Consider the following 26,403-nt stretch of genomic DNA (forward strand, 5'->3'; position numbering starts at 1 on the left):
CCTTCACTATCAGGCCACCGCCGCAGCGGCATCAGGGGCAATATCGGGGGTGCGCAACATCGCCAGGCTGAGGGCTTTTTCCTCGCTGGCATCGTCATGCAACAATTCACCGGACAGGGCGCCTTCCCGCATCACCAGGATACGGTCCGCCAGCCCCAGCACTTCGGGCAAATCGCTGGAGGCGAACAGCACCGCGATGCCGCGCTGCGCCAGTTGATAAATGACGTTATAAATCTCGTGTTTGGCACCAACGTCGATGCCGCGCGTCGGTTCATCCAACAGGATCACCTTCATATCTTCCGACAACCAGCGGCCCAAAATCGCCTTCTGCTGGTTGCCACCGGACAAATTCATAATTAACTGCTCGGCGCTTGGGGTTTTGATATTCAACGCACGTATATGATGTTCGGCATTGCTGGCTTCCCAACCGTTGTTGATCAGGCAACCGGCGCGGATGCTGTTACGGCGCGCGCTGATGTTGATATTGTCGCGCACCGAATGCACCGGGATGATGCCGTCCGCCTTGCGATCCTCCGGGCACAGCATGATACCGGCACGGATAGCGTCAATCGGCGAACGAATGGCAAGCGCCTGCCCGTCCAGCGTCAGTTGCCCGGCACTGACTCGCGTGGCGCCAAAAATGCCCTTCATCAGTTCACTGCGTCCGGCACCGACCAGGCCGAATAACCCGACGATCTCCCCGGCCCGTACGCTGAGATCGATAGGTGTTTTCACGCCCGGAGCCTGTAGCCCCTTGAGAGACAGACGCACCGGCCCCAGCTCACGTGGCTGATAGCCATATACGTCGCCGAGATCACGCCCCACCATCGCCTGCACCAGCTGCGCGTTATCGACCTGGCGCATATCGTCGAAGGTGCGCACATAGCGACCATCTTTGAACACGGTGATGGCATCACTGAGAGCAAAGATCTCCTCCATGCGGTGCGAGACATACAAAATCACCCGCCCTTCGGCGCGCAATTCGCGGATCACCCGGAACAGTTGCTCGATCTCTCTGGCGGACAGCGAACTGGTGGGTTCGTCAAAAGCGATCACCTTGGCGTTGCGCGCTAAAGCCTTGGCGATTTCCACCATTTGCCACTGGCCGATCGACAGGTATTTCAGCGGCGTATCCGGATCGATATCCAGCCCGAGATGCTCCAGTTGCAACCGGGACTCATAACGCAGCAGTTTGCGATCCACCAGCCCGCGCCGGGTCGGCAGTTGACCGAGATAAATGTTCTCCGCCACGGTCATTTCCGGCACCAGGTGCAGTTCCTGGTAAATAATCGCCACCCCGGCATTCAGCGCGTCGGTGGTATTGGCAAAGGTCACTGCCCGCCCCTGCAGATGAATTTCCCCCTGAGAAGGCGCGTAATTGCCGCTGAGGATTTTCAGCAGCGTGGATTTCCCGGCGCCGTTTTCCCCCATCAGCGCATGGATCTGCCCGGCCTGACAGCTAAAGCTGATGTCATCCAGTGCCTTCACCCCCGGGAAAGTTTTCCCTATGCCTTTAAACGCCAGATACGGCAGCGCGGTGGTCATCGTGTTCTCCTCCTGCAGTTAAAAATGCCGCCCGACAGCGTGCTGTGGGCGGCTCGGTAATTACATCAGGCCTTTTTTCTGCAGTTCGGTTTTAAAGTTGTCCCGGGTGATCAGCACCACGTCGGTCACTTCGGTGAATTTTTGCGGTTCTACCCCTTTCTCGACCCAGTCATGCAACATCTGGATGCTCTTGTAACCGTGAATGTCCGGGCTTGGCAGCAGCGAACCGTAGAAACCGGTGGCCTGCGCCTTGGACAGCTCACTGACCGCATCCACCCCGTTGATGCCAATGCCGATCACGTTCGGCGCCTTGAAGCCCTGGCCTTCGGTGGCGCGCACGCCGCCCAGTACGGTGTTGTCGTTCATGCCGACAATCAGCCAGTTTTTCACTTCAGGATGCTGCACCAGCATCGAGTTGGCGGCGTCAAACGCCCCCGGGATATCGTTGGATTTGGTCGGCACCCGGTAAATCTGCTTTTCCGGGAAACCGGCGGCTTTCAGCGCGGCGATCGATCCGCCGGTGCGGCGACGGGCGGTGTCCAGTTCATCGGCGGTGATGGCCATCACTGCGGTATCCGGCAGTTTCCAGCCACGTTTGTTCAGCTCTTTCCACAGCTCCTCGCCCTGGCGTTCACCGATTTTGGTGGCGGCCATCATCACCAGCGGCACGCTGTCCATAGGTTTGCCTTTGGCGGTAACAAACTGGTCATCCACCGCGATCACTTTCAGGTCATAACTGCGCGCCTTGGCGACGATCGCCGAGCCCAGTTTCGGATCCGGCGTGCAGATGACAAAACCTTTGGCCCCGCTGGCCGCCAGGCTGTCGATGGCATTGAGAGTTTTTTCCCCGTCCGGCACGGCGATTTTGATTACCTCAAAACCAAGATCCTTACCGGCCTTGTCGGCAAATTTCCATTCGGTCTGGAACCAGGGTTCTTCCGGCTGCTTGACCAAAAAACCCAGTTTCATGGTCTCGGCGATAGCCGAATGTGACATAACGGCCGCCAGACCCAGTGTCGCCAGCGCCTTAGTGAATTTATGCATGATGCTCTCCGCTATTTTGTTCTCTGTGGCGACGAAACCCGCTCGCGGTGAAAACGTTATCATTATGGGATTAGCTGTCGGAGTAACGCTTATCTCGCGGTATCGCCCCACAGCCGGGGTAAGACGGCTTAAGTTTTAGCGGGTATTTGTTGCTGAAATGTAGAGCGCTATCACATCCGTGGAATACAGCAGATATGTGCATATATTTAGCGAATTTCGCCAAGCGGTAACTTATGACAGCCGTCACAAAATCACTGCGAGAAGCAGAAAAGTGCATACTTCCAGCCAATGGCTCCTCACCTGCCCAGCGCTTCGGCTCCTATGGTTGTCACAGCGTATTAACACATCAGGAGTCAACATCATGACGGCAGGTGCTATTGCCCTGGGATTGGACTTCGGCAGCGACTCGGTGCGGGTGTTGGCGGTCGACTGCCAACACGGTGCGGAGCTGGATACCGAGGTGGTTTACTACCCCCGCTGGCAGCGCGGTGAATTCTGCAACGCGGCGGAGAATCGGTTTCGCCACCATCCGCTCGACTATATTGAAGCCATGGAACAGGCGATTGTCAGTCTGGTGCAACGCATGACCCCATCGCAGCGGCTGCAGGTGGTGGGCATCGGCGTCGACTCGACCGGTTCCACACCGGCACCGATCGACGCGCAAGGCCAGGTGTTGGCACTGCGGCCGGAATTTGCCGACAACCCGAATGCCATGTTTGTTCTGTGGAAAGATCACACCGCCCTCGAAGAAGCAGACGCCATCAACCGGCTATGCCGCAGCGGCGAATTCCCCGATTATTCCCGCTATATCGGCGGCGTTTACTCTTCCGAATGGTTCTGGGCCAAGATCCTGCACGTGACGCGCGAGGATGCCGGGGTGCGCCATGCCGCCGCCTCCTGGGTCGAACTGTGCGACTGGGTGCCTGCGCTGCTGTCCGGAACCTCCGCCCCGCATCAGCTAAAACGCGGGCGTTGTAGCGTGGGCCACAAGACGCTGTGGCACCCCGACTGGGGTGGTCTGCCGCCAAAAGCGTTTTTTGCCGCACTGGATCCGCTGCTGGTTGAGCATCTGCCCTGGCCCCTGTTCGAGGACTGCCATACCGCCGATCTGCCGGTTGGCAGGCTGAGTGCCGAATGGGCCTCACGCCTCGGATTACCGACCACGGTGGTGCTGTCCGGCGGTGCCTTCGACTGCCATATGGGTGCAGTCGGCGCCGGCGCCCAGCCGTATACCCTGGTGAAGGTGATTGGCACGTCCACCTGCGACATTCTGATCGCCGATCGTCAGCGAGTGGACGGACGCGCCATCGAGGGCATTTGCGGCCAGGTCGACGGCAGCGTGGTACCCGGGCTGATTGGGATGGAGGCTGGGCAATCCGCCTTTGGGGATATGTACGCCTGGTTCAGCCGCTTGCTGAGCTGGCCGCTGCGCGAAGCAGCAAAAAACCAACCTGAACTGCAACCGCAGTTACACCAGATAGAAGCCGGTCTGCTGGCCGCCCTGACCGAAGCCTGGGCCGAAAATCCGTCGCTGGACCATCTGCCGGTGGTGCTGGACTGGTTTAACGGCCGCCGAACCCCTTATGCCAACCAGCGTCTTAAAGGCGTAATCGCCGACCTGAACCTAGGTACCGACGCACCGACGCTGTTTGGCGGATTTATCGCCGCCACCGCTTTCGGGGCCCGCGCCATCATGGAGTGTTTTGAGCAGCAGGCCATACCGGTCGACAACGTGCTGACGCTGGGCGGCATTGCGCGTAAATCACCGGCGATCATGCAGGCCTGCGCCGACGTGATGAACCGTCCGCTGCAAATTGTGGCGTCCGATCAATGCTGTGCACTGGGTGCCGCGATCTTCGCCGCCGTAGCCGCCGGTCGTTTCAGTAACGTGCCAGAAGCCCAACGCCACATGGCTTGCGGCATCGAACGTACCCTGCAGCCGGACTCGCAACGCGTCGCCCGCTACCAGCAGCTTTATCAACGCTATCAACAATGGTGCCAGGCCGCCGAGCCGCGCTACGCCCCTACCGAGGGTTCAGCACGCTGAACCCCTTTTTGACATGAACATTCAGGAGTCTCAAATGGACGCATTCAAGCAGCGCGAAGTCTGGTTCGCCATCGGCAGCCAGCACCTGTACGGCCCACAAACGTTGCAACAGGTCAAGGCGCACGCCGAACAGGTGGTCGACAGCCTCAACCGCGAGGCCGGGTTGCCGGTAAAACTGGTGCTGAAACCGCTGGTCACCACGCCGGATGAAATCACCGCCCTGTGCCGTGACGCCAACTATCAGCCACAGTGCATTGGCATCATGGCCTGGTTGCACACCTTCTCACCGGCCAAAATGTGGATCGCCGGGCTGTCAGTGCTCCACAAACCGCTGTTGCAATTCCATACCCAGTTCAACGCCCAGGTGCCGTGGGACAGCATGGATATGGACTTTATGAACCTCAACCAAACCGCTCACGGCGGCCGCGAGTTCGGCTTTATCGGCGCCCGCATGCGCCAGCAGCACAGCGTGATAGCCGGGCATTGGCAAGATCCCGAGGCGCACCGACGCATCGGTCAGTGGATGCGGGCCGCCACCGCCAAACAGGCCAGCCAGCAACTGAAGGTGGCCCGTTTTGGCGACAATATGCGAGAGGTTGCCGTGACCGAGGGCGACAAGGTCGGCGCGCAGATCCAGTTTGGCTACTCGGTCAATGCCTATGGCATCGGCGATTTGGTCAGCGTGATCAATGAAGTGAGCCGTGGCGAGGTGGATACGCTGATCGAAGAATATGAAGCCAGCTACGTGCTGAGCGACGCGGCGAAAATCAACGGTGCAAAACGTGAGAACCTGATCGACGCAGCGCGGATCGAATTGGGCATGAAGCGGTTCCTCGAGCAGGGAAATTTTCAGGCTTTCACCACCAATTTTGAAGACTTGCACGGCATGAAGCAGTTGCCGGGGCTGGCGGTGCAACGCCTGATGCAGCAAGGCTACGGCTTTGGCGGTGAAGGCGACTGGAAAACCGCCGCGCTGCTGCGCATCCTGAAAGTGATGGCGGAAGGATTGCAAGGCGGTACCTCGTTTATGGAGGATTACACCTATCACTTCCAATCCGGCAACGATCTGGTGGTGGGCTCGCACATGCTGGAGGTTTGCCCGTCGATCGCCAAAGAGCCTAAGCCCCTGCTGGATATTCAACCGCTCGGCATTGGCGGCAAGGCGGATCCCGCCCGGCTGATTTTCTCCACGCCGGCCGGCCCGGCAATCAACGCCAGCCTGATCGACCTGGGCGATCGCTTCCGCCTGCTGGTCAATCAGGTGGATACCGTGGAGCAACCGCACCCGCTGCCGAAACTGCCGGTGGCACGTGCCATCTGGCGGGCGCAGCCAACGCTGGCTACCGCTGCCGAAGCCTGGATACTCGCGGGCGGTGCACACCATACGGTGTTCTCGCAAGCGCTGGATACCGATCTGCTGCGGCTGTACGCCGAAATGCACAACATCGAATTTGTGACGATCGACCAGGCCACCACCCTGCCGGCGTTCAAAAACGAGCTGCGCTGGAACGAAGCCTACTATCAACTTAACCGCCGTTAATCCCCCCTCTACCGGCAGCTCAACCGGCTGCCGGTAGCCAAACGTGCTGCACCGGCCTCCTGACGCCGACCATCCGCTTGATATTGATGACGAAGCCCGCATTACCCGCTAAGCTAAGCGGCTGTCACATTGAATCATGTCTTACCCAGGAAGCCGTTTTATGTCTCAAGCTGATTACCGCCGTATTGGCGGCTGGTTGCTGGCCCCGATGTCCTATCTGATTGTCACCCTGCTTAGCGCCAGCCTGATGCTGCTTCTGTATGGTATGGCGATTTTCGTGCCGGAATCTCGCGAATATCTGCTCACCAACGCCCAGGCGTTTAGCCTGCAGTGGTATTTCTCGGTGCTGACCACGCTGGCAATGTGGTGCTTTACGCTGTGGCTGCTGTGGTTGTTCTGCCACCGCTCGCAACGCTTCCCCAAATTTTTCCTGCTGTGGCTGTTGATCACCGTGCTGCTGGCGGTAAAAGCCTTCGCCTTCGCACCGGTGCCGGATGAGTTGGCCGTGCGCAGCCTGGGATGGCCCCTGCTGATGGCGGCATTGTTAGTGCCATATATGAAGCGTTCCAAGCGAGTCAAGGGAACCTTTACCGAACGCTAGGCCAGGTTATATATGAATATGCCCGTCGCCTTTCAAACCACAGCGTTGTTACCTGCTTTACAAGGCCCATCCATGGGCCTTGCCCCTTCGGGGCCGCTGTGAGCAGCGTTCAAATCTGTTCCCGACAGATTTGTCACACACCCCAGTTACTTGACTTTAGTAAGCGCCTGGGGATGAGTGAGCTGGTCGCCTAGCTGTGATTTGAAATTCATAGGGCCTGGCTGTGTAAATTTTCAACAAAAATGGGCAAAAAGTGCCAAAAAGAGCAATAACCTTGCTATCACTATGTTGTGGTCAGGCCGCCAATTCCCGATAATAGGCGGCTTTTATTTTTTTAGGCATCGCAATGACCGAATACCTGCTCCTGTTTGTCGGCACCGTACTGGTGAACAACTTCGTCCTGGTGAAGTTCCTTGGCCTGTGCCCGTTCCTCGGCGTTTCCAAAAAGCTGGAGAGCGCCATTGGCATGGGGATGGCCACCACCTTTGTTATGACGCTGGCCTCTGTCAGCGCCTGGGTGATCAACACCTTTATCCTGGTTCCGTTGGATCTGGTGTATCTGCGCACGCTGTCATTTATTTTGGTGATCGCCGTGGTGGTGCAATTTACCGAGATGGTGGTACGTAAAACCAGCCCGGCGCTGTATCGCCTGCTGGGCATTTTCCTGCCGCTGATCACCACCAACTGCGCGGTGCTCGGCGTTGCGTTGCTTAACGTCAATCTCGGCTACAACTTCCTGCAATCTGCGGTGTATGGCTTTAGCGCCGCCGCCGGTTTCTCGCTGGTGATGGTGCTGTTCGCCGCGATCCGTGAACGTCTGGCCGTCGCCGACGTGCCTGCGCCATTCCGCGGTTCCTCCATCGCGTTGATCACCGCCGGGTTGATGTCTCTGGCCTTTATGGGCTTTACCGGGCTGGTGAAATTCTAATGACCGCGTTATGGATTGCGATTGCTGCGCTCAGCGCCCTTGGCCTGTTGTTCGGGCTGGTGCTGGGCTTTGCCGCGCGCCGCTTTGAAGTGGAAGAAGATCCGGTGGCCGAGCAGGTCGACGAGATCCTGCCACAGAGCCAATGCGGCCAGTGCGGCTATCCGGGGTGTCGCCCTTACGCCGAGGCGGTGGCCAACGGTGAGATGATCAACAAATGCGCCCCTGGCGGCGAGCAGGTGATGCTGAAGCTGGCCGAATTGCTCAATGTCGAACCGCAACCGCTGGGCAGCGAAGCCGCCGCCGAGCCGGTGCGCCAGGTCGCCTATATTGATGAAGCCAACTGCATCGGCTGCACCAAGTGCATTCAGGCCTGCCCGGTGGATGCCATTGTTGGCGCCACCCGTGCCATGCACACCGTGATTACCGATCTCTGTACCGGCTGCGACCTGTGCGTCGCGCCGTGCCCTACCGATTGTATTGAAATGAAACCGGTCGCCACCACTACCGCCAACTGGAAGTGGGATATGAAGACGATCCCGGTGCAAGTGATCCACGTGGAGCAACATGCTTAATTTGTTCGCCGCCTTCAAAAAAGACCGGATTTGGGATTTCGACGGTGGGATCCATCCGCCGGAAATGAAAACCCAGTCCAGCGGCGTACCGCTGCGTATCGCCCCGCTGCCCGAGACCTTTGTCATCCCCTTGCAACAACATTTGGGGCCGGAAGGTGAACTGTGCGTCACCGTCGGTGAGCGGGTGCTGAAAGGCCAGCCACTGACCGTCGGCCGGGGGCGTACCGTGCCGGTGCATGCGCCGACCTCCGGCACCGTCAGCGCCATTAAACCGCATATCACCGCGCACCCTTCCGGGTTGGCGGAGCTGTGCGTCATTATTCAGCCGGACGGCGAAGACCGTTGGTGCGAGCGCGCACCGGTGGCGGATTACCGCCAACTGACCACCAGCGAATTGATCCAGCGCATTCATCAGGCCGGCATCGCCGGGCTAGGCGGCGCAGGCTTCCCGACCGCCAGCAAGCTGCAGGGCGGCATGGACGGGGTGGAAACGCTGATCCTCAACGCCGCCGAGTGCGAGCCTTACATCACCGCCGATGACCGCTTGATGCAAGAGCATGCCGATCAGGTGATCGAAGGCACGCAAATCCTGCGTCATCTGCTGCAGCCGAAAGTCACGCTGATTGGCATCGAGGACAATAAACCCGAAGCGATCGAAGCGTTGAAACTGGCTCTGCGCGATCAACCGGGCATCTCGCTGCGGGTGATCCCAACCAAATACCCTTCCGGTGGCGCCAAGCAGCTCACCAAGATCCTGCTCGGCAAGGAAGTGCCGCACGGCAAGCACTCCTCCGCTATCGGCGTGCTGATGCAGAACGTCGGTACCGCCTTTGCCATCAAGCGCGCCATTGTCGACGGCGAGCCGCTGATCGAGCGCGTGGTGACCCTGACCGGTGACGCTCTCAGCCAACCGGGTAACCTGTGGGCACGCATCGGCACGCCGGTGCAGCACCTGCTTAACTTTGCCGGTTTCCAACCGCAGACCCAGCAAATGGTGGTGATGGGCGGCCCTTTGATGGGCTTCACCCTGCCCGCGCTGAATGTGCCGATCGTGAAGATCAGCAACTGCATTCTGGCCCCATCGGTCAGCGAAATGGCCCCGCAAGAGCCTGAACAATCCTGCATTCGCTGTGGTTTGTGCGTTGATGCCTGCCCGGCGGGCCTGCTGCCGCAGCAGCTTTACTGGTTCAGCCGCGGTGAAGAACACGAAAAAGCCCGCAAGCACAATCTGTTCGACTGCATTGAATGCGGTGCCTGTGCCTTTGTCTGCCCCAGCAATATTCCGCTGGTGCAGTATTACCGCCAGGAAAAGGCCGAAATCAAAGCCATCGATCAGGAAGCCGCACGCACCGCCGAAGCCAAGGCGCGTTACGAAGCCAAATTGGCCCGTCTGGAACGTGAAAAACTGGCGCGTGAAGAGCGTCACAAGAAAGCGGCCGTCAAACTGACCGACGGTGACCAGGATGCGGTACAGGCCGCCCTGGCCCGCGTGCGCAGTAAAAACGCCGCGCCGGCAACCGGTACGATCAGTGGCGATGCGCCGGACAACAGTGAAATGATCGCCGCCCGCGAGGCTCGTAAAGCACAGGCGCGTGAACGACGTGCCCAGCAAGATGCGGCCTCGACGTCGCCAACGCCACCTGCGGCAGAGGGTGAAGACCCACGTAAAGCTGCGGTAGCCGCTGCGCTGGCGCGGGTTAAAGCCAAGAAAGAGGCCCAGCAGGCCGCGCCGGTGGCAACCCCTGCCGCGACGCTGGAAGAAGATCCTCGCAAGGCGGCAGTGGCTGCTGCGCTGGCCCGGGTCAAAGCCAAGAAAGCGGCCCAGCAGGCCACAACGGTTGAAACTGCACAAGAAACGGCAGTTGCAGCGCCGGAAGAAGATCCGCGCAAGGCAGCAGTTGCGGCGGCCATTGCTCGCGCCAAAGCCAAGAAAGCGGCGCAACAGGCCACGACGGTTGAAACTGCACAAGAACCGGCAGTTGCCGCGCCGGAAGAAGATCCGCGCAAGGCAGCGGTTGCGGCGGCCATTGCTCGCGCAAAAGCCAAGAAAGCGGCGCAGCAGGCCACGACGGTTGAAACTGCACAAGAAACGGCGGTTGTAGTGCCGGAAGAAGATCCGCGCAAGGCAGCAGTTGCGGCAGCCATTGCTCGCGTCAAAGCCAAAAAGGCCGAACAGCGCCTGACCACGGCAGAAACGGATAAAGAGTAACGAGAAGAAGCGCCTTGCAGAACGCAAGGCGCCTTTTAATCTATAGAAATCAGATAGGTATAATCAACGTCAATCTGACGCATCTTCGAGTCCTGATTCCACGCCTTGGTTTGAATAATTTCCATCTCTACGCTCCCTTTCACCTCATGACGCAGCCCCGGCATCACGTGGGTAATCAGATAGGCAAAGAACTGTGAACACTCCTTCGCGGTGCCCAGATGATTGATAGAAATATATTCGCGCCCGGCAATCGGGATAGTGTCGATCTGGTATCCCGATAAAATATCCTGTTTGTTCTCGGGGTCCACCGCCATGATATGGGTGGCGGAATACTGGCTGTCATCCCGGTTGCGAACGGAATGGATACTGTAAACCCGATGACAATCCACACTCAGCCCACGGAAGAAGTCGGTAAAAATCTCGTCCTTCATCGCCATGCAGGAGGAATGTTCAATCTCCGCTTCGGAGGCAAAATCCAACCGACGCGAGAAACCGACCAGTTGCATATCCGGCAGCGTCAGGCGTTTCACTTCCGGGTAGTAATCGGCCGCAAAATTGGCATCGAAACTAAACCGCGGCATCAGGTTTTTCACGTCCCAGGTGTCCATCGAACGGTAGCGGTTGGGCGTAGTGTCAAAACGCTGTTTGAACATGCGGGTGAAAGTTTGTTGGGAGTCGAAACCCAGCTCGTCTGAAATATCGATGATAGAACGGTGGGTGATACGTAGCGCCACCGCAGCACGCGTCAGGATACGTGAGCGGATATAGGTGGCGAGCTGAATACCGGTGATACGTTTAAACTTGCGTTGCAGATGCCACTTGGAATAGCCGGAAATGCGCGCGACTTCGTCCAGATTAGGCCGTTTCTCCAGATGTATCTCAACCCACTCAATCAGTTCTTCAATAAAAAATACATCTTCATTTGTCATTAATGTACATTCACTAACTTAATAATACACGGGATAATAACCCACATAGATTATGTAAAAGTTGTTATTTTGTGCGAAAAAAAAGCCAAAAACACCTTGCAAACCCAGTGGTTATCGCCTGTTGCCGGCCAGTGATACCGACAGTTTTCTCTTGGTCGACCAAGCTACCTCGCTTTTACCGGCAAAAAAAATCCAATCGCGCCATTAGAAGCTTAGCCCCTGGCATACACCGCGTGCTAAAAGCCCAATACCCGCACAATTAAGACGTATTACCCTCGCAGTGATTCAGGTAGAATGCAGCGCTATAATTTTTCCTGCGGCTCCTCTGAGAGGCGCGTTGAACCTGCCGATGTACGGCAAAGATAGGTGTAGTTATTCTATGAAGTTCAGGCCGGTACAACAAGCAGCCGCCAAAGGCTTGCACATCGCCAGTTCTCCCTTCACCCATAACCAGCAAAGCACCAGCCGCATTATGCTGTGGGTCATGCTGGCCTGTATTCCCGGTGTGGCAGCACAGGTGTGGTTTTTTGGCTATGGCACACTGATCCAAACCGCACTGGCGATGATCGTCGCCCTGCTGGCGGAAGGTGCTATCCTGGCCCTGCGCAAACTGCCGGTGCGAACGCGTCTGGCGGACAACTCTGCCCTGCTGACCGCTCTGCTGCTGGGCATCAGCCTGCCGCCGCTGGCACCCTGGTGGATGATTGTCATCGGCACCTTCTTCGCCATTGTTATCGCCAAACAGCTGTATGGCGGTCTGGGGCAAAATCCGTTCAACCCGGCAATGGTCGGTTACGTGGTGTTGCTGATCGCCTTCCCGGTGCAGATGACCAGTTGGTTGCCGCCGGATGAACTGCGGGCCACGGCACTGTCGTTCCAGGATACCCTGCTCGCCATTTTCAGCGGCCATACCGCACAGGGTGCCACCATCCATGAGTTGCAAATGGGCATTGACGGCATCAGTCAGGCCACCCCGCTGGACGGTTTCAAAACCGGCCTGCGCAGCGGCCATAGCGTCGAGCAGGTGTTGCAGCAACCGCTGTTTGGTGGGGCATTGGCCGGTATCGGTTGGCAATGGGTCAACCTCGGTTTCCTGGCCGGCGGGCTGTTTATGCTGGCACGTCGCCTGATCCACTGGCAGATCCCGTTCAGCATGCTGGCGGCCATCGCCCTGTGCTCCGGCCTGGCCTGGTGGCTCTCACCGGAGCAGCAGGCGTCGCCGCTGATCCATCTGTTCTCCGGTGCCAGCATGCTGGGTGCATTCTTTATTGCCACCGACCCCGTTAGCGCCTCTACCACGCCCAAAGGCCGCCTGATTTACGGCGCCCTGGTCGGCGTATTGGTGTGGCTAATCCGCGTTTACGGCGGCTATCCGGATGGCGTTGCCTTCGCCGTACTGTTGGCCAACATTACCGTACCGCTCATCGACCACTACACGCAGCCTCGCGTGTACGGCCATCGCTAAGGAGCCATGATGCTTAATTCAATGAGAAAGCATGGCACCACACTGGCGGTGTTTGCCGCAGTGACCACCGGCTTAACCGCGGTGGTGCATAGCCTGACGCAAAAAACCATCGCCCACCAGGCAGCACTGCAGCAAAAAGCCCTGCTTGACCAGGTAGTGCCCCCGGAACACTACGATAACAACATGCAGACCGAGTGTTTCCTGGTCAACGATCCAGCGCTGGGCAACGATGCCCCGCATCGCCTGTACCTGGCGCGTAAAAACGGTCAGCCGACGGCTGCCGCGCTGGAAACCACTGCGCCGGATGGCTATTCCGGTGCCATTCAACTGCTGGTCGGCGCTGATTTCAGCGGCACCGTGCTGGGCACCCGCGTGGTCTCACACCATGAAACCCCAGGGCTGGGGGATAAGATTGAGCTGCGCATCTCCAACTGGATTTCGTTTTTCAGCGGCAAAAAAATTGAAGGCCCGGACGATAAACGCTGGGCGGTGAAGAAAGACGGCGGTATGTTCGATCAATTCACCGGCGCAACCATTACGCCGCGCGCGGTGGTCAACGCCGTTCGGCGCACGGCATTGTATATGGAAACGCTGCCGCCTAAACTTGATAGCTTACCTGTCTGTGGAGCCAGCGAATGAGTGAAGCCAAAGATCTGATTGTCCAGGGGTTGTGGAAGAACAACTCCGCCCTGGTGCAGTTACTGGGGATGTGTCCGTTGCTGGCCGTGACCTCGACCATCACCAATGCCCTCGGGCTGGGGCTGGCAACCACTCTGGTATTGATGCTGACCAACGGCTCTATCTCTGCGGTACGTCGCTGGGTCCCGAGTGAGGTACGCATCCCGATTTACGTCATGATCATCGCGGCGGCGGTAAGCATCGTACAGATGTTGATCAACGCCTATGCCTTCGGCCTTTACCAGTCGCTGGGGATCTTTATCCCGCTGATCGTCACCAACTGTATCGTGGTTGGCCGTGCCGAAGCGGTAGCCTCCAAAAAACCGGTCGGATTGTCGGTATTGGACGGTCTGGCTATCGGTCTGGGCGCCACCGGTGTGATGGTGACGCTGGGGGCCATGCGCGAATTGCTGGGCAACGGTACCCTGTTCGACGGTGCTGATATGCTGTTGGGCAGTTGGGCCAAGGTATTGCGCATTGAAGTGGTTCACTTCGACAGCCCGTTCCTACTGGCCATGCTGCCACCGGGGGCCTTTATCGGCCTGGGGTTATTGTTGGCGGTGAAATACCTGATCGATGAACGGATGAAAGCGCGTACGGCCAAAGCGTTGGCGGCCGAACCAACGCTGGGACAAGGACAGACAGAGAAAGCCTGATGAATAAACAAAAACGGCTGGAAATTCTTACCCGCCTGCGTGACAACAACCCGCAGCCGACCACGGAACTGGTGTACAGCACGCCGTTTGAACTGTTGATTTCCGTGCTGCTCTCCGCGCAGGCTACCGACGTCAGCGTCAATAAAGCCACCGCCAAGCTTTATCCGGTGGCCAATACGCCGGCCAGCCTGCTGGCGTTAGGGGTCGATGGCGTCAAAGACTACATCAAGACCATCGGCCTGTTTAACAGCAAGGCCGAAAACGTGATCAAAACCTGCCGCATGCTGCTGGATCTGCACGGTGGCGAGGTCCCGGAAGATCGCGCTGCGCTGGAAGCCCTGCCCGGCGTCGGTCGCAAAACCGCCAATGTGGTGCTCAACACCGCCTTTGGCTGGCCGACCATTGCCGTGGATACCCATATCTTCCGCGTCTGCAATCGCACCCATTTCGCACCGGGCAAAAACGTCGATCTGGTTGAAGAGAAGCTGTTGAAGGTGGTCCCTGCCGAATTCAAGGTCGATTGCCATCATTGGCTGATCCTGCACGGTCGCTATACCTGCATCGCGCGTAAACCGCGTTGCGGCTCCTGCATCATTGAAGATCTTTGCGAGTTTAAAGAAAAGGTTTATCCCGACGCCTGATCGCCACCAAAGGGCGCGTTACGCGCCCGTCTCTCCTCCGCGCCCCATTGGCCTATTTTTTATCGGAAATGTGATATCAAGCAGCAGTAACCTTGGCGTTCTCGAGGATTTCAGTGGAAAACCCACTTCCCGCTTATTTTCAAGCGAAAAATTAGTCAAAAATTGCGGTAAACCTCACGTTTTGAAGATCACAATACCGTCACAACCGCCAGTCCTGTTTTCCTAAATTTCTATAATTTTACGAAACCCGCCATATGCACAACAATCCAATGGATTAATCACCACACCTGTTGATATGAACCATTAAAATCCAATTCAGCAGAATATATCACTGTTTAAATTCCGCATAGCTTTTAATCAAAACAAAAACTCGGCAAAGCAAATAAAGTCGAACGTTAATGCTGCATAACATTTGCAACATGGTTGTTTCACTTCGCGAACGTTATATGTAACAGGATATGACAAACGCCTTGCCTCGTTGACAAAGATAGTGAACATTAACCGCCGTCATCCCATCCTATAACAACGCAGAAGGATGCAGTCCTGCATCACCTTTTGCAATTTCCCGTCTCTCTGGGACGGGGCAGTGAAAAATCAGAGGTACCAGTGTCAACAGCAAACAACAACAGCGAACAACCTGAAAGCGTTAGTCTCAACGCCTTCAAACAGCCCAAGGCGTTTTACCTGATCTTCTCTATCGAGCTCTGGGAACGTTTCGGTTATTACGGCCTGCAAGGCATCATGGCGGTTTACCTGGTCAAGATGCTTGGCCTGAGCGAAGCCGACTCGATCACCCTGTTCTCCTCCTTCAGTGCACTGGTGTACGGCTTTGTCGCCATCGGTGGCTGGCTCGGAGATAAAGTGCTGGGATCCAAGCGCGTGATCGTGCTGGGTGCGCTGGTGCTGGCCGTCGGCTATGCCATGGTGGCCTACTCCGGCCATGAAATCTTCTGGGTGTATCTGGGCATGGCGACCATCGCCGTGGGCAGCGGCCTGTTCAAGGCTAACCCATCTTCCCTGCTGTCAACCTGCTATGAGAAAGACGATCCGCGTTTGGACGGTGCATTCACCATGTACTATATGTCCGTCAATATCGGTTCTTTCCTTTCCATGTTGGCCACCCCGTGGCTGGCGGCGAAATACGGCTGGAGCGTTGCGTTCTCTCTGAGCGTGGTGGGCATGCTGATCACCCTGGTTAACTTTATGGTGTGCCACAAGTGGGTTAAACAGCACGGTTCCAAACCAGACTTTAAACCGCTGCAGGTGAAAAAACTGCTGATGGTGCTGGTCGGCGTGGTTGCGCTGGTCGCCATTTCCAGCTGGTTGCTGCACAACCAGGTGATTGCCCGCTGGGCGCTGGCGATTATCTCCCTCGGTATCGTGATTGTGTTCGCCAAAGAGGCCTTTGCACTGCACGGTGCGGCACGCCGCAAGATGATCGTCGCCTTCCTGCTGATGTTGGAAGCAGTGGTGTTCTTCGTGCTGTACAGCCAGATGCCGACCTCGCTGAACTTCTTCGCCATCCACAACGTGGAACACAGCATTCTTGGCATTGCCTTCGAACCTGAGCAGTATCAGGCGCTGAACCCATTCTGGATCATGCTGGCCAGCCCGATTCTGGCGGCGCTGTATAACAAGATGGGCGACCGTCTGCCAATGCCGCACAAGTTCGCTTTCGGCATGATCCTGTGCTCCGGTGCCTTCCTGGTGCTGCCGTGGGGTGCCAGCTTCGCCAACGAACAGGGGATTGTTTCGGTTAACTGGCTGATCCTGAGCTACGCGCTGCAGAGCATCGGCGAGCTGATGATCTCTGGCCTGGGTCTGGCCATGGTGGCACAGCTGGTGCCACAGCGCCTGATGGGCTTTATCATGGGCTCCTGGTTCCTGACCACCGCCGCCGCCGCGCTGATTGCCGGTAAGGTTGCCGGTCTGACCGCCGTGCCGAGCAACGTCAACGACGCACACGCTTCGCTGGCTATCTACAGCCACGTGTTTATGCAAATCGGTATTGCTACCGCCGTGATCGCCATCCTGATGATGCTGACGGCACCGAAACTGTATCGCATGACATTGGACACCGCAGAAGATACCAACAAGAAAGCGCAGGCGGCCGCGACGGCCAGCTAATCGCTGACTCGACGGTTTCCACCGCGAAAAAAAGCCGGGGCGCTAATGTGCCCCGGCTTTTTTATGTCGTTCTCCCCGTGATTCAGGCCCGGGGTTTCGCGCTCAGGTTAGTCCACATGAACTCACTGACCAATGCGCCATGGAAAGCAGCCTGTTGCTTGTCCGCCGCGGCGCTGTGCCCCCCCTCGGTATTCTCGTAGAAGTAAGCCTGCGAATAGCCCATCTGCTGCATCCGTGCCGCCATTTTGCGTGCGTGCGACGGGTTCACCCGGTCGTCACTGGTGGCGGTGTAAAACAGCACCGTCGGGTACGACACATCCGCTTTGATATTGTGGTACGGCGAGAAAGTTTTAATGTATGCCCACTCTTCCGCTTTGCTCGGGTCGCCGTATTCGGCAATCCACGAAGCACCGGCAGAAAGTTGGGTATAACGCTGCATGTCGAGCAACGGCACTTCGCACACGATGCAGCCGAAGAGCTGTGGGTACAGTGTCAGCATATTGCCCACCAACAGGCCGCCGTTGCTGCCGCCGCGTGCCCCCAGGTGTTGTGACGACGTCACTTTTCGTGCAATCAGATCCTGCGCTACGGCGGCAAAGTCCTCATAGGCACGATGACGGTTTTGCTTCAGCGCCGCCTGGTGCCAGGCCGGGCCATATTCCCCGCCGCCGCGAATATTTGCCACGACGTATACCCCGCCGCGCTCCAACCAGGCAGGTGCCTTGGCGCCCATGTAACCCGGCGTCAGCGACACTTCAAAGCCGCCATAACCGTACAGCAAGGTGGGGTTGCTGCCGTCCAGCTTGATGCCTTTGGCCGAAATTTGGAAATACGGCACGCGCGTCCCGTCTTTCGACGCGGTGAAATGCTGGCTGACCTGATAACCACTGGCGTCAAAATCCTGTGGCCCCTGCTTGAGCAGTTCCGGCTCCCCGCCGTCAAGATTGCCCATATACAAAGAGGTCGGCTGCAGGAAGCCGCTGAGGGTCAGGAAATAATCGTTGGTCTTTTCATCGATGCCACCGGCAGAAAGGGTGCTGATCGCCCCCGGCTTGCCCAGCGGTTTGCGCTGCCAGCGGTTGCCCTGCGGCGTCAACACTTCCAGCCGGTTTATCACGTTGTCCATGATGCTGAGGATCACATGGTCACGCGTGGCGCTGTAGCCGCTCAAGGCCACCTGCGCCGTCGGGGTGAATAACACCGTGAATTCACGTTTACCGGCCAGATAATCGTCGAAATGGGTCGCCAGCAAGGCGCCGGAAGGATAAAGCGTCTCGCCCACCTGCCAGTCGCTGCTCGGTTTAATCAGTAGCCATTCCCGGTGGGTGCTGAACTCGGCATCGGCGGGAATATCAATTTTGATTTTCTGATCCTGGGCGGCCAGCAAATAGCTTTCACGACGATAGAAATCCAGGTTGCGGCCCACATAGCTGCGTTCAAACCCCGGCGTGTCGTCGTGATAGGCAAACACCGCCATATCCTGAGGCTGCGCTTCATACAAGGTTTGGGCGGCGCTCAACGCGGTGCCGCGCCGCCAGCGTTTGGCGATACGTGCGTAGCCGGACTGGGTCATGGAGCCTGCGCCGAAATCGGTGGCGATAAACAGCGTATCTTTATCGATCCACGAAGCCTGGCTTTTCGCCACCGGCAGCACAAAGCCGTCTTTCACAAACTGCTTGGTGACCAGATCAAACTCGCGGATTTCGGTGGCATCCCCTCCGTCCGGCGACAGCTCCAGCAGGCAATAGCGGTATTCCGGTGCCAGCGACTGCGAACCATGGAAGACCCAGTCTTTGCCCTCGGCCTTGCCCAGCGCGTCAATATCCAGCACCGTTTCCCAGTTTGGCTTGTCCTTGCGGTACTCCTGCAAGGTGGTGCGTCGCCACAGGCCGCGCGGGTTGGTTTGATCCTGCCAAAAGTTGTAATAGTAATCTCCCCGCTTGGCGACCCACGGGATTTGGCTCTCTTTATTCAGAATATCCAGTACCTGCTTTTCCACCTGACGAAAGCCTTCGCCCTGGGCAAAACGCGCCGTGGTGCGCTGGTTTTCCTGCTTTATCCACGCCTGTGCGGCTTTGCCCTGCAGCTCTTCCAGCCACAAAAATTCATCGGCGGGGCTGGCGCCCCCTTCTGCCGCCATCGCCAGGCGGATACTGTTCGGTAATGAAGTCATCGCGAATACGGCTCCTGCGGTTTGTGCGCTGAGTTTAATAAACTGGCGTCGGTTGCTGACTGGCAAGTTCAATCTCCTTTTGAAAGTTAATAAGACTCATTTGCAACAAAGTAGGCGTTTGCCGATGCAGAGTCAAACCAACGCCCAGGTCGTTGAGTCAAAATTTAGGATAGTGGATCAGATCGTGAATACGCACCGTCTGTTGGCTGGCATTCCGGTAGGCATGTGGCCGGTCGGCCTGAAAACGCATCGCCTCGCCGCCGGTCAGGTGGTGCCACTGACCGTCAACAGCCAATTCCAGCTCGCCGCTGATGACAATCACGTGCTCGATCACGCCCGGCTCATGTGCCGAAGACTCACTGAGCACCCCCGGTGCCAGATCGATGACGAACATGTCAAAACCCAACTGTCGATCGAAGGGGAACAACGGAACCACCCGCATATCGGCATTGTATTGATTGAACACCGGCGCATCGCCATAACGGTGCAGCGTGGCCTGCTGTTGCAGCGGCGAGATCTCCAGAAAAGCGGAGAACGCCACGTTAAAACCGGTAGCGATTTTCCACAGCGTCGCCACGGTGGGGCTGGATTCACCCCGTTCTATCTGCCCCAGCATCGCCTTGCTGACGCCGGTGTTTTCAGCCGCCTGAGCCAGACTCCAGCCGCGCTGCATGCGCAGCGAACGAAGCGTTTGCGCCAGATGGCCGGACAATTCCTGCATGCTTTTCTCCCCTGATATTCCGGCTGATTATAGCCACTTGTACGCTATAACGCACGGTGCTATGCTGCCCTTCGTCGTGCGTTATAACGCACAACCCTTGCCGGAGTCTGCCATGCGTCCAGCCCTCTCTTTGCGTCATTTGTCCCTGCCCGCCGTGATGGCCGGGTTTGTTGCCGTATTGGTCGGTTACACCAGTTCTGCCGCCATTATCTTTCAGGCGGCCGCGGCCGCCGGCGCGACGCCAATGCAGATTGGCGGCTGGTTGACCATGCTGGGGCTGGGGATGGGCATCACCTCACTCGGACTGTCCCTGTATTACCGCACGCCGATCCTGACCGCCTGGTCGACGCCCGGCGCCGCGCTGCTGGTGACCAGCCTGCCCGGTACCCCGCTCAACGAAGCGATTGGCGTGTTCATCTTTGCCTCCGGGCTGATCCTGCTGTGCGGCGTCACCGGGTTGTTTGCCCGGTTGATGGATTATATTCCGCAGGCCATTTCGGCGGCGATGTTGGCGGGGATCCTGCTGCGTTTTGGCCTGGATGCCTTTGCTTCGTTACAGGTGAATTTCGTGCTCAGTGCGGGGATGGGGCTAGTGTATTTGCTATGCCGTCGTTATTTTGCTCGCTATGCGATCGTGCTGACGTTGCTGGCGGGACTGGCCATTGCGGCGCTGCAGGGGAACATTCATCTTTCGCAACAACCGCTGGTGTTCGCCATGCCGGAATTTATCACGCCACATTTCAGCGGGGCTACGTTGCTGGGGATTGGCGTGCCTTTCTTCGTGGTCACTATGGCGTCACAAAACGCCCCCGGTATCGCCACGCTCAAGGCGGCAGGCTACAACGTGCCCACTTCGCCGCTGATTAGCTGGACGGCATTGACCGCACTGCTGCTGGCGCCGTTCGGCGGATTCTCGGTTTGTATCGCCGCCATTACCGCCGCCATCTGCATGGGGCCGGACGTGCACCCCAATCCACAACGGCGCTATATGGCTGCCGCTGCTGCCGGGGTGTTTTACCTGCTTGCCGGGGTGTTCGGCGGCGTTATTGGCATGTTGTTCAGCGCCTTGCCCATCGCCTTGATCCACACCATTGCCGGGCTGGCGCTGCTAGGCACCATCGCCGGGAGTCTGCAACGCGCACTGCAAGATGATAAACAACGCGACGCCGCGCTGATCGCTTTCCTGATCACCGCGTCCGGCGTGACGCTGCTCGGCGTCGGTTCGGCATTTTGGGGAATTATTGGCGGAGCCATCGCCCATATCATCCTGTCACTGCCACAACGCGCGAGTCGCACGGAGCATTAAGCCAGCAGGTTGAGCTTGCCCGTCAACTTGCGCACGGTTTTCTTCTCGCCCACCAACGCAATACCCAATAAACGCCAATCGGCACTTGGCCGGCTGGCGACGCTGGCGCGAAACTCCGCGTAATCGGTAGTTTGCTGCCCATCGACCGGGAACAGGATCCGATCCACCTCCGCGGCACGCGGCTGTTGCAATAACTCGCCCAGTTGCTCCGCGCTGGCGGCCAGTACGCTGATCCCTATCGGGATCAGTCCGGGCCAACACTGTCCCTGGCTGTCCATTAACCCTTCACCGACCAGCCCAGGGTGGCGCTGACCCAACGTTAGCGCCAGTACCGCCGCGGCATTAGCGGTGTTGCCCAGAGGCAAATCCTGATTAATGATAATCACGCAGCGCTCGGCGTTAATCGTGTCTGAAACTCTGGTTTCCATCATGCAGCTTCCTGTCGATAAGTCAGCCTGCAGAATACCCAGCCGCAACGGCTTAATCTGGAAGATTTGTGCACAGTTTGCGGTAATGCGCCGGGGTCAGCCGGTAGACACGCTGAAACCAGCGTCCCAGATGACTTTGATCGGCAAAGCCCAGCTGCGCGGCCACCTCTATGGGTTTTGTCCCTGTGGCCAACAGCTGCCGCGCCTGCGCCAGCCGCAGCTGAACCAAATAGGCATGCGGCGGCAAACCGTAAGTCTGACGGAACAATCGGGTCAGGCGGAACCGATCCAGACCGGTTAGCGCCGTCAGCGATTCCATACGAATGTCCTGATGGCTATTGGCATGCAGGAAGTCGCGGATGCGTCGCGCCTGATAGCCGGAAGTTTCGCGCGGCGAGTTAACCCGCCAGTGTACGTGTCGGGTCAACCCGCACAGCAGGTTATCCAATGCAAATTGACGCTGTAATTCCCCTTCGCTTTCTTGCTGTAACTGCGAGAAAGCCTGGATCGTCGCCTGCGCCAGCGGTCGATCGTCGGATAGCGTAGCGGCAAAACTGAGGCGGAAACTGTCGGGAACCTCGGCAAACAACTGACGCAACTGAGCCTCCAGCCACTGCGGGCCGAGGTACAGCATTCGGTAGGTGAAACCGGCGTCTGCCGGCGCATCACCGTCATGCAGCTCTCCCGGCTCCAGCAAAAACACCTGCCCCGGCGTACTGCGATGGCGCTGGCGTCGGCAATGGAACTGCTGAACGCCCTGCTCGGTGACGCCAACCAGATAATCATCATGCCAGTGAGGATCATAAGCGTGCGCATGGCCGCCAAAATGGGCGCGAATCAACTCTATGCCGGTCGGCCGGTCTTTCTTTAATTCGATCCAGTTGCTCATCGGCGCCCTATTATCGTTAGCCCAACCTGTCATATAACAGAACTGCGGCTCGGCGTCTGGAACAAATGTGCGCGCCGGGCATACGGGCATAATTTTCACCCTTTGGCGATCTTCTGCTTAACTGAGAGAGAACCATTGTTGTCTGCTTTGTACCTTCAAGGGAGCCACTATGCCATCTTCCGCGCAGATTGATCTGATTCAACGAATAGACGCTGCTTACCGCCACTGGACCGGCGACGGCCTGCCCGGTCCGCAGACCGCCCCCGACGAACGCCTCGCATGGCTGCATCAGCAGGCGCCCTATAGCCTGTTGGCCCACGCCAGCGGCGAAGATCCCCTGTTTATCTATGCCAATCACTGCGCTCAGCAGTGTTTCGGTTATTCCTTTGATGAATTTGTTGCACTGCCTTCGCGACTGAGCGCCTCCCCAGCGGACCGTGCGGAGCGCCGACAATTGCTGGACAAGGTCACTCGGCAAGGCATCGCTCAGGGGTATCGCGGCCTGCGCGTCGATAAATATGGGGATACCTTCACCCTTTATGATTGTGCGGTCTGGCAGATCCCCGGTGGGGGCCAGGGCGCGCTGTTCTGGCCACAGCCGAAACGCCGGCCAGGCTGGTTTACCCTGCAGGATCCTGCAAAGCGATAATGGCTGTAGGCAACACCGTTGCCGGATTTTCTATCACTATCGTTAACCACTAAGTGACATTGTCATGAGAGAGCCTATGAATGAGCATGCCGCGCTGTTAGCCCAGCGCCTGATCCGTAATTTTGAACAGGTTGAGAAAACGCACGACAGTCGCCCACCGCTGTATGACAGTATGGGCACCCGTTTGGGCACCGGTACCGCGGCCAAAAAGCTGGGCGCCTCCATCGACGTGGTAGCGCCGGGCATGCGTTCTTGCCCCTATCACTTTCACTATGCGCAGGAGGAAATGTTTATCGTTCTGGAGGGAAACGGTACCTTGCGGGTAGCCGGTGAACGGCTGCCGATCACCGGCGGGGACATTATTTTTATTCCGCCTGGACCGGAATATCCGCATCAAATCATCAACAGTTCCGATGCACCGCTGAAATACCTGTCCATCAGTACCCGCGAACAGCCCGAACTGGTGGAATACCCGGATTCCGGCAAGTTTCAGGCGACGGCCGTGGACGAAAATGGCGAACCGGTGCGCTATTTACAGCGCCCTTCAGCGTCGCTCGATTATTGGCAGGATGAACCCTGAATCCCCTTCCGGCAGCGAGAGGCCCAGGGCAAGCGCCGCCTGCTCGGCAACGCGGAAATCGATATCCGCTGCCTCGCCGTCCTCCATAAACCAGGCGGCGGACAGCCCTGCCCAGGCGAGGATCCATTGCAGCAGACGCCGGCGCTCCAGTCCGGCCAACTGGCAAACCTGATCTACCCGCCGCTGAAAAATATCGGGGTCGGTGGCGATGCCATAGTTAGGGTTACAGAAGATATTGGCGTAATCGAAGGCCCGTTCACCATAAAGACGTTTGGGGTCAATCACCAGCCAACCGCGCTCAGCGAAATCCAATACGTTGTCGTGGTGAATATCACCGTGTAACACGGTCTGTTCGCGCGGGCTGGTCAGCAGTTCCGCCGCCACGGTAGCGCTGAGACGTAACATGCCACCGTGGGCCTGCGCCGCCGGCCACAGTGAATTAAACCACTGATGCAAGGGGATCAGCTCGGGCAAAGGTTCGGCGCGTGGAGCGTGTAGGCGGGCAACCACCTGACAAAGGATCGCCGTCGCCTGCCGATCGTCGCCGTCGCGCACCATCTGCGGCAGCGAACGGTTGCCTTGCGCGCGCTCCAGCAAAATACCGTCCTCATGCCAGGCCAGTACCCGTGCGGCGCCCTCGCCCTGCCACCAGCACATCAATAACCCACCGAACTTCTCTTCCTGTTCGCGGGCTATTTTCAGCATGGCTGCCGCTCCCTGATACCGCACCGGCATCAGCAGGCTGCTGTGAGTTTCAAACGCCTGGCCGTCGGGCTGTAACTGCCAGCGTTGCATATAGGGAATTAAGGCCGGATTCATTACCCTGAAACGTCCTTCACAGTTATAAATGGATGTTAGTGATATTATTAAAAATCAATCGATCCCTGCGTACTTCCGATGTTCATCGCACCATCCTAACCAAGTTTGTTGGCTTTTTTAATTAATCTCTCGGGGTTTTTACCATGACATCACTAAAGCGCATTAATTATCCGCATCTGCCCACGCCAGGCGGCCCCTATGTCCATGCCGTGCGCCATCAGGATACGCTGTATATTTCCGGCCTGACGGCTTTTGCCACCGAGGCTCAGGGACAAACCACCCAACAACAGACGCAGGCCATTTTGGAGCAGTTGGCGACCATCGCCGCCGTCGAGGGGACGAATCTCAAGGCGCTGATTAAAATAACGGTGTTCTTGACCAATATCGGCGATTTGCAGGCCATACGGCCGGTGCTGTTTGACTATTTTGATGGTGCACTGCCCGCCTGTTCACTGGTCGCGGTCAGCGCGCTGTTCTCGCCGCAGGTCAGCGTTGAGATAGAAGCCGTAGTGGCGTTGTGATATTGGGCGCTATAACGCGCCCTTATCCAACTCTCAGGGGTTGGATATCATGAACACTTAAACCTTGCGTTGCTGCTGCCCTCTATCTTTCGGGTGTATTTTATTGTTGCTCATAACATCCCTTATTTATTACGAGTCTGACTATTACAGCGTGGCTATTTCATCAACCTGATGATGAAACACATAGGGATCGGAGATTAAAGCAAAGGCTTCGTCATCGGGATACGTCACCGCAATCTGATAATCCTCGCCGGCAAAACGCTTAATCGCTTCCAGCGAATCCCAGTAAGTGGCGAGGAAGAAATGGGCATAATTACCCTGTATTTCTTGTCGAAAAAAGGCACCTTGGTTTCCCGCAGTAGCTTGCGCATGCTGCACGCCCGTGACCTTCAAATGTTCAGAAAATCCTTGTTGGTGCTGTAACGGCACGCACCCATGCCACGTTCTGACAATCATGATGTCTCCAGGTGAATAAAAACTCCAAAATAGCGAATAAATAACCTATCACGCTTTCCCGCTAAATCGTGAATCGGCACGCAAATTTCCCGCATAGGGCGGCCAGCCTAAAAACAGGGTGTTGCGTACGTTATCCTTTGCCGCCATTAGGAATCTTCTGCTAATTTATCCCTAAGAAATTTATTACCGACGGGACGTTATGCAGCAAAAGCCGGTTATGCACGAAGCCAGACAGTTAAAACGCCTTAACGCCGCCACGCGACGGCAATCCCATATGTATAAATGGATTGCCTTTATCGCGGCGTTGGACGGCGTGCTGGTATTTTTCTATGACCGGGATATGCGCAACATTACCTTTTCAGGTGCCGTCGCGCTGGTGTGCGGGTATTTGTGGATCCGCGATCGTAACAAGGCGCGCGGTTACCGACGGGAGTACGATCGCAAATTTGGCAAGCACAGTGGCCTTTAGCCCTGCATGGCCTCCAGCACTTTTGCGCTGTCGACGATTTGCACGAACTTGACGATTTTCCCCGCATGCAACTGATAAATATGCGCAAAGGAGGCGGTGAAGGATTTGCCGGTCGCCCTGTAGGTGCCATGATAGAAACCCTGAGCAATCACGTTTTCGCCGGCATCATAGAAATGGTCGACATCGGCGCGATAGCCTTGCCATTCTGTTCCCAGGCGCTGGTGAACATTTTCGAAAATCGCCTGTGGGCCAATGTAGGTACCGGCATAAGGAAACCCCGCCGCTTCAGTCCACTCTGCATCTGGCGCTAATGCCGCCAGCAGGTTGCGACCATTCTCTTCGGCACTGCCGCCCTCATAGGTGGCGCGTACAATTTCAAGATTCGTTGGCATGACTTTTCTCCGGTGGCC

General features: G+C 57.4%; 26 protein-coding genes. 16 read left to right on the forward strand and 10 right to left on the reverse strand.

Annotation, left to right across the window (positions count from 1 at the left end; all coding sequences use genetic code 11):
- Positions 1-9: 9 nt before the first annotated feature.
- Together araG and ACGS9J_RS16405 are read right to left on the reverse strand one after the other, a co-directional pair.
- Entirely contained in the window at positions 10-1,545 is a 1,536-nt protein-coding gene (gene araG, locus ACGS9J_RS16400) for an L-arabinose ABC transporter ATP-binding protein AraG (RefSeq protein ID WP_442231924.1), read from the reverse strand.
- Positions 1,546-1,605: 60 nt separating this feature from the next.
- Positions 1,606-2,589 carry an arabinose ABC transporter substrate-binding protein gene (locus tag ACGS9J_RS16405; protein WP_442231925.1) on the reverse strand — a complete coding sequence of 328 codons (984 nt, stop codon included), beginning with the start codon at positions 2,587-2,589 and terminating at the stop codon, positions 1,606-1,608.
- A gap of 361 nt (positions 2,590-2,950) precedes the next feature.
- Here ACGS9J_RS16405 and ACGS9J_RS16410 point away from each other — a divergent pair, with 361 nt between their 5' ends.
- The 6 genes from ACGS9J_RS16410 to rsxC all read left to right on the forward strand — a co-directional run bounded on the left by ACGS9J_RS16410 (position 2,951) and on the right by rsxC (position 10,486).
- The gene (locus ACGS9J_RS16410) at positions 2,951-4,636 is read left to right on the forward strand and encodes a ribulokinase (RefSeq protein ID WP_442231926.1); all 1,686 of its coding nucleotides are present in this window, start codon (positions 2,951-2,953) and stop codon (positions 4,634-4,636) included.
- Between the two features lie 34 nt (positions 4,637-4,670).
- Positions 4,671-6,176 (forward strand): L-arabinose isomerase, encoded by a 1,506-nt coding sequence (araA, locus tag ACGS9J_RS16415; RefSeq protein ID WP_442231927.1) that lies wholly within the window; start codon positions 4,671-4,673, stop codon positions 6,174-6,176.
- 160 nt (positions 6,177-6,336) lie between these two features.
- Positions 6,337-6,777: a DUF2569 domain-containing protein gene (locus ACGS9J_RS16420; RefSeq protein ID WP_442231928.1), complete on the forward strand. Its 441-nt coding sequence runs from the start codon at positions 6,337-6,339 to the stop codon at positions 6,775-6,777.
- A gap of 346 nt (positions 6,778-7,123) precedes the next feature.
- The gene (gene rsxA / locus ACGS9J_RS16425) at positions 7,124-7,705 is read left to right on the forward strand and encodes an electron transport complex subunit RsxA (RefSeq protein ID WP_004938443.1); all 582 of its coding nucleotides are present in this window, start codon (positions 7,124-7,126) and stop codon (positions 7,703-7,705) included.
- A complete protein-coding gene (gene rsxB, locus ACGS9J_RS16430; protein ID WP_004943888.1) occupies positions 7,705-8,277 on the forward strand; it encodes an electron transport complex subunit RsxB in 573 nt (190 codons plus the stop codon). Before rsxA ends, rsxB begins: the two co-directional genes overlap by 1 nt.
- The gene (gene rsxC, locus ACGS9J_RS16435; protein WP_442231929.1) at positions 8,270-10,486 is read left to right on the forward strand and encodes an electron transport complex subunit RsxC; all 2,217 of its coding nucleotides are present in this window, start codon (positions 8,270-8,272) and stop codon (positions 10,484-10,486) included. The genes rsxB and rsxC overlap by 8 nt, the downstream gene beginning before the upstream one ends.
- 35 nt (positions 10,487-10,521) lie before the next feature.
- Here rsxC and ACGS9J_RS16440 read toward each other — a convergent pair whose 3' ends face one another.
- Complete coding sequence (locus ACGS9J_RS16440) at positions 10,522-11,415, reverse strand: helix-turn-helix domain-containing protein (RefSeq protein WP_442231930.1); 894 nt, start codon at positions 11,413-11,415, stop codon at positions 10,522-10,524.
- Between the two features lie 379 nt (positions 11,416-11,794).
- Here ACGS9J_RS16440 and rsxD point away from each other — a divergent pair, with 379 nt between their 5' ends.
- The 5 genes from rsxD (at position 11,795) to dtpA (ending at position 16,982) form a co-directional block, all read left to right on the forward strand.
- Positions 11,795-12,880, forward strand: coding sequence for an electron transport complex subunit RsxD (rsxD, locus tag ACGS9J_RS16445; RefSeq protein ID WP_442231931.1), 1,086 nt, complete (start codon positions 11,795-11,797; stop codon positions 12,878-12,880).
- A 9-nt stretch (positions 12,881-12,889) separates the two neighbouring features.
- A complete protein-coding gene (gene rsxG, locus ACGS9J_RS16450) occupies positions 12,890-13,519 on the forward strand; it encodes an electron transport complex subunit RsxG (RefSeq protein WP_442231988.1) in 630 nt (209 codons plus the stop codon).
- Positions 13,516-14,214, forward strand: coding sequence for an electron transport complex subunit E (locus ACGS9J_RS16455; protein ID WP_442231932.1), 699 nt, complete (start codon positions 13,516-13,518; stop codon positions 14,212-14,214). The genes rsxG and ACGS9J_RS16455 overlap by 4 nt, the downstream gene beginning before the upstream one ends.
- Complete coding sequence (gene nth, locus ACGS9J_RS16460; RefSeq protein ID WP_442231933.1) at positions 14,214-14,855, forward strand: endonuclease III; 642 nt, start codon at positions 14,214-14,216, stop codon at positions 14,853-14,855. Before ACGS9J_RS16455 ends, nth begins: the two co-directional genes overlap by 1 nt.
- Positions 14,856-15,461: 606 nt before the next feature.
- Positions 15,462-16,982: a dipeptide/tripeptide permease DtpA gene (gene dtpA / locus ACGS9J_RS16465; protein ID WP_442231934.1), complete on the forward strand. Its 1,521-nt coding sequence runs from the start codon at positions 15,462-15,464 to the stop codon at positions 16,980-16,982.
- 82 nt (positions 16,983-17,064) lie between these two features.
- Here the strand turns inward: dtpA and ACGS9J_RS16470 are convergent, their stop codons facing one another.
- Both ACGS9J_RS16470 and ACGS9J_RS16475 read right to left on the reverse strand, forming a co-directional pair.
- Positions 17,065-19,155, reverse strand: a complete 2,091-nt coding sequence (locus ACGS9J_RS16470) for a prolyl oligopeptidase family serine peptidase (RefSeq protein WP_442231935.1) — start codon at positions 19,153-19,155, stop codon at positions 17,065-17,067.
- A 157-nt stretch (positions 19,156-19,312) separates the two neighbouring features.
- Positions 19,313-19,876, reverse strand: a complete 564-nt coding sequence (locus ACGS9J_RS16475) for a helix-turn-helix domain-containing protein (protein ID WP_442231936.1) — start codon at positions 19,874-19,876, stop codon at positions 19,313-19,315.
- A gap of 112 nt (positions 19,877-19,988) precedes the next feature.
- Here ACGS9J_RS16475 and ACGS9J_RS16480 point away from each other — a divergent pair, with 112 nt between their 5' ends.
- Entirely contained in the window at positions 19,989-21,182 is a 1,194-nt protein-coding gene (locus ACGS9J_RS16480) for a benzoate/H(+) symporter BenE family transporter (protein WP_442231937.1), read from the forward strand.
- On the opposite strand, the gene ACGS9J_RS16485 is transcribed toward ACGS9J_RS16480, so the two are convergent.
- Positions 21,179-21,613, reverse strand: a complete 435-nt coding sequence (locus tag ACGS9J_RS16485) for a DUF2000 domain-containing protein (RefSeq protein WP_442231938.1) — start codon at positions 21,611-21,613, stop codon at positions 21,179-21,181. The two genes, ACGS9J_RS16480 and ACGS9J_RS16485, sit on opposite strands and share 4 nt — an antisense overlap.
- Before the next feature lie 49 nt (positions 21,614-21,662).
- A complete protein-coding gene (locus tag ACGS9J_RS16490; protein ID WP_442231939.1) occupies positions 21,663-22,499 on the reverse strand; it encodes an AraC family ligand binding domain-containing protein in 837 nt (278 codons plus the stop codon).
- A 169-nt stretch (positions 22,500-22,668) separates the two neighbouring features.
- Between ACGS9J_RS16490 and ACGS9J_RS16495 the strand changes: the two genes are divergently transcribed.
- Positions 22,669-23,148: an MEKHLA domain-containing protein gene (locus ACGS9J_RS16495; protein ID WP_442231940.1), complete on the forward strand. Its 480-nt coding sequence runs from the start codon at positions 22,669-22,671 to the stop codon at positions 23,146-23,148.
- Between the two features lie 76 nt (positions 23,149-23,224).
- Entirely contained in the window at positions 23,225-23,728 is a 504-nt protein-coding gene (locus tag ACGS9J_RS16500; protein ID WP_442231941.1) for a cupin domain-containing protein, read from the forward strand.
- Here the strand turns inward: ACGS9J_RS16500 and ACGS9J_RS16505 are convergent.
- Positions 23,693-24,547: an aminoglycoside phosphotransferase family protein gene (locus ACGS9J_RS16505; protein ID WP_442231942.1), complete on the reverse strand. Its 855-nt coding sequence runs from the start codon at positions 24,545-24,547 to the stop codon at positions 23,693-23,695. The genes ACGS9J_RS16500 and ACGS9J_RS16505 overlap by 36 nt on opposite strands.
- 143 nt (positions 24,548-24,690) lie before the next feature.
- Here ACGS9J_RS16505 and ACGS9J_RS16510 point away from each other — a divergent pair, with 143 nt between their 5' ends.
- Positions 24,691-25,068, forward strand: a complete 378-nt coding sequence (locus tag ACGS9J_RS16510) for a RidA family protein (RefSeq protein WP_442231943.1) — start codon at positions 24,691-24,693, stop codon at positions 25,066-25,068.
- A 144-nt stretch (positions 25,069-25,212) separates the two neighbouring features.
- Here the strand turns inward: ACGS9J_RS16510 and ACGS9J_RS16515 are convergent, their stop codons facing one another.
- Positions 25,213-25,524, reverse strand: a complete 312-nt coding sequence (locus ACGS9J_RS16515; RefSeq protein ID WP_442231944.1) for a hypothetical protein — start codon at positions 25,522-25,524, stop codon at positions 25,213-25,215.
- Positions 25,525-25,723: 199 nt separating this feature from the next.
- On the opposite strand from ACGS9J_RS16515, the gene ACGS9J_RS16520 reads away from it, so the two are divergent.
- The gene (locus ACGS9J_RS16520) at positions 25,724-25,993 is read left to right on the forward strand and encodes a hypothetical protein (RefSeq protein ID WP_442231945.1); all 270 of its coding nucleotides are present in this window, start codon (positions 25,724-25,726) and stop codon (positions 25,991-25,993) included.
- Here the strand turns inward: ACGS9J_RS16520 and ACGS9J_RS16525 are convergent.
- Positions 25,990-26,385 carry a nuclear transport factor 2 family protein gene (locus tag ACGS9J_RS16525; RefSeq protein ID WP_442231946.1) on the reverse strand — a complete coding sequence of 132 codons (396 nt, stop codon included), beginning with the start codon at positions 26,383-26,385 and terminating at the stop codon, positions 25,990-25,992. The genes ACGS9J_RS16520 and ACGS9J_RS16525 overlap by 4 nt on opposite strands.
- Positions 26,386-26,403: the final 18 nt, after the last annotated feature.

The organism is Serratia quinivorans (assembly GCF_052113645.1).
Taxonomy (GTDB): Bacteria; Pseudomonadota; Gammaproteobacteria; order Enterobacterales; family Enterobacteriaceae; genus Serratia; species Serratia quinivorans_B.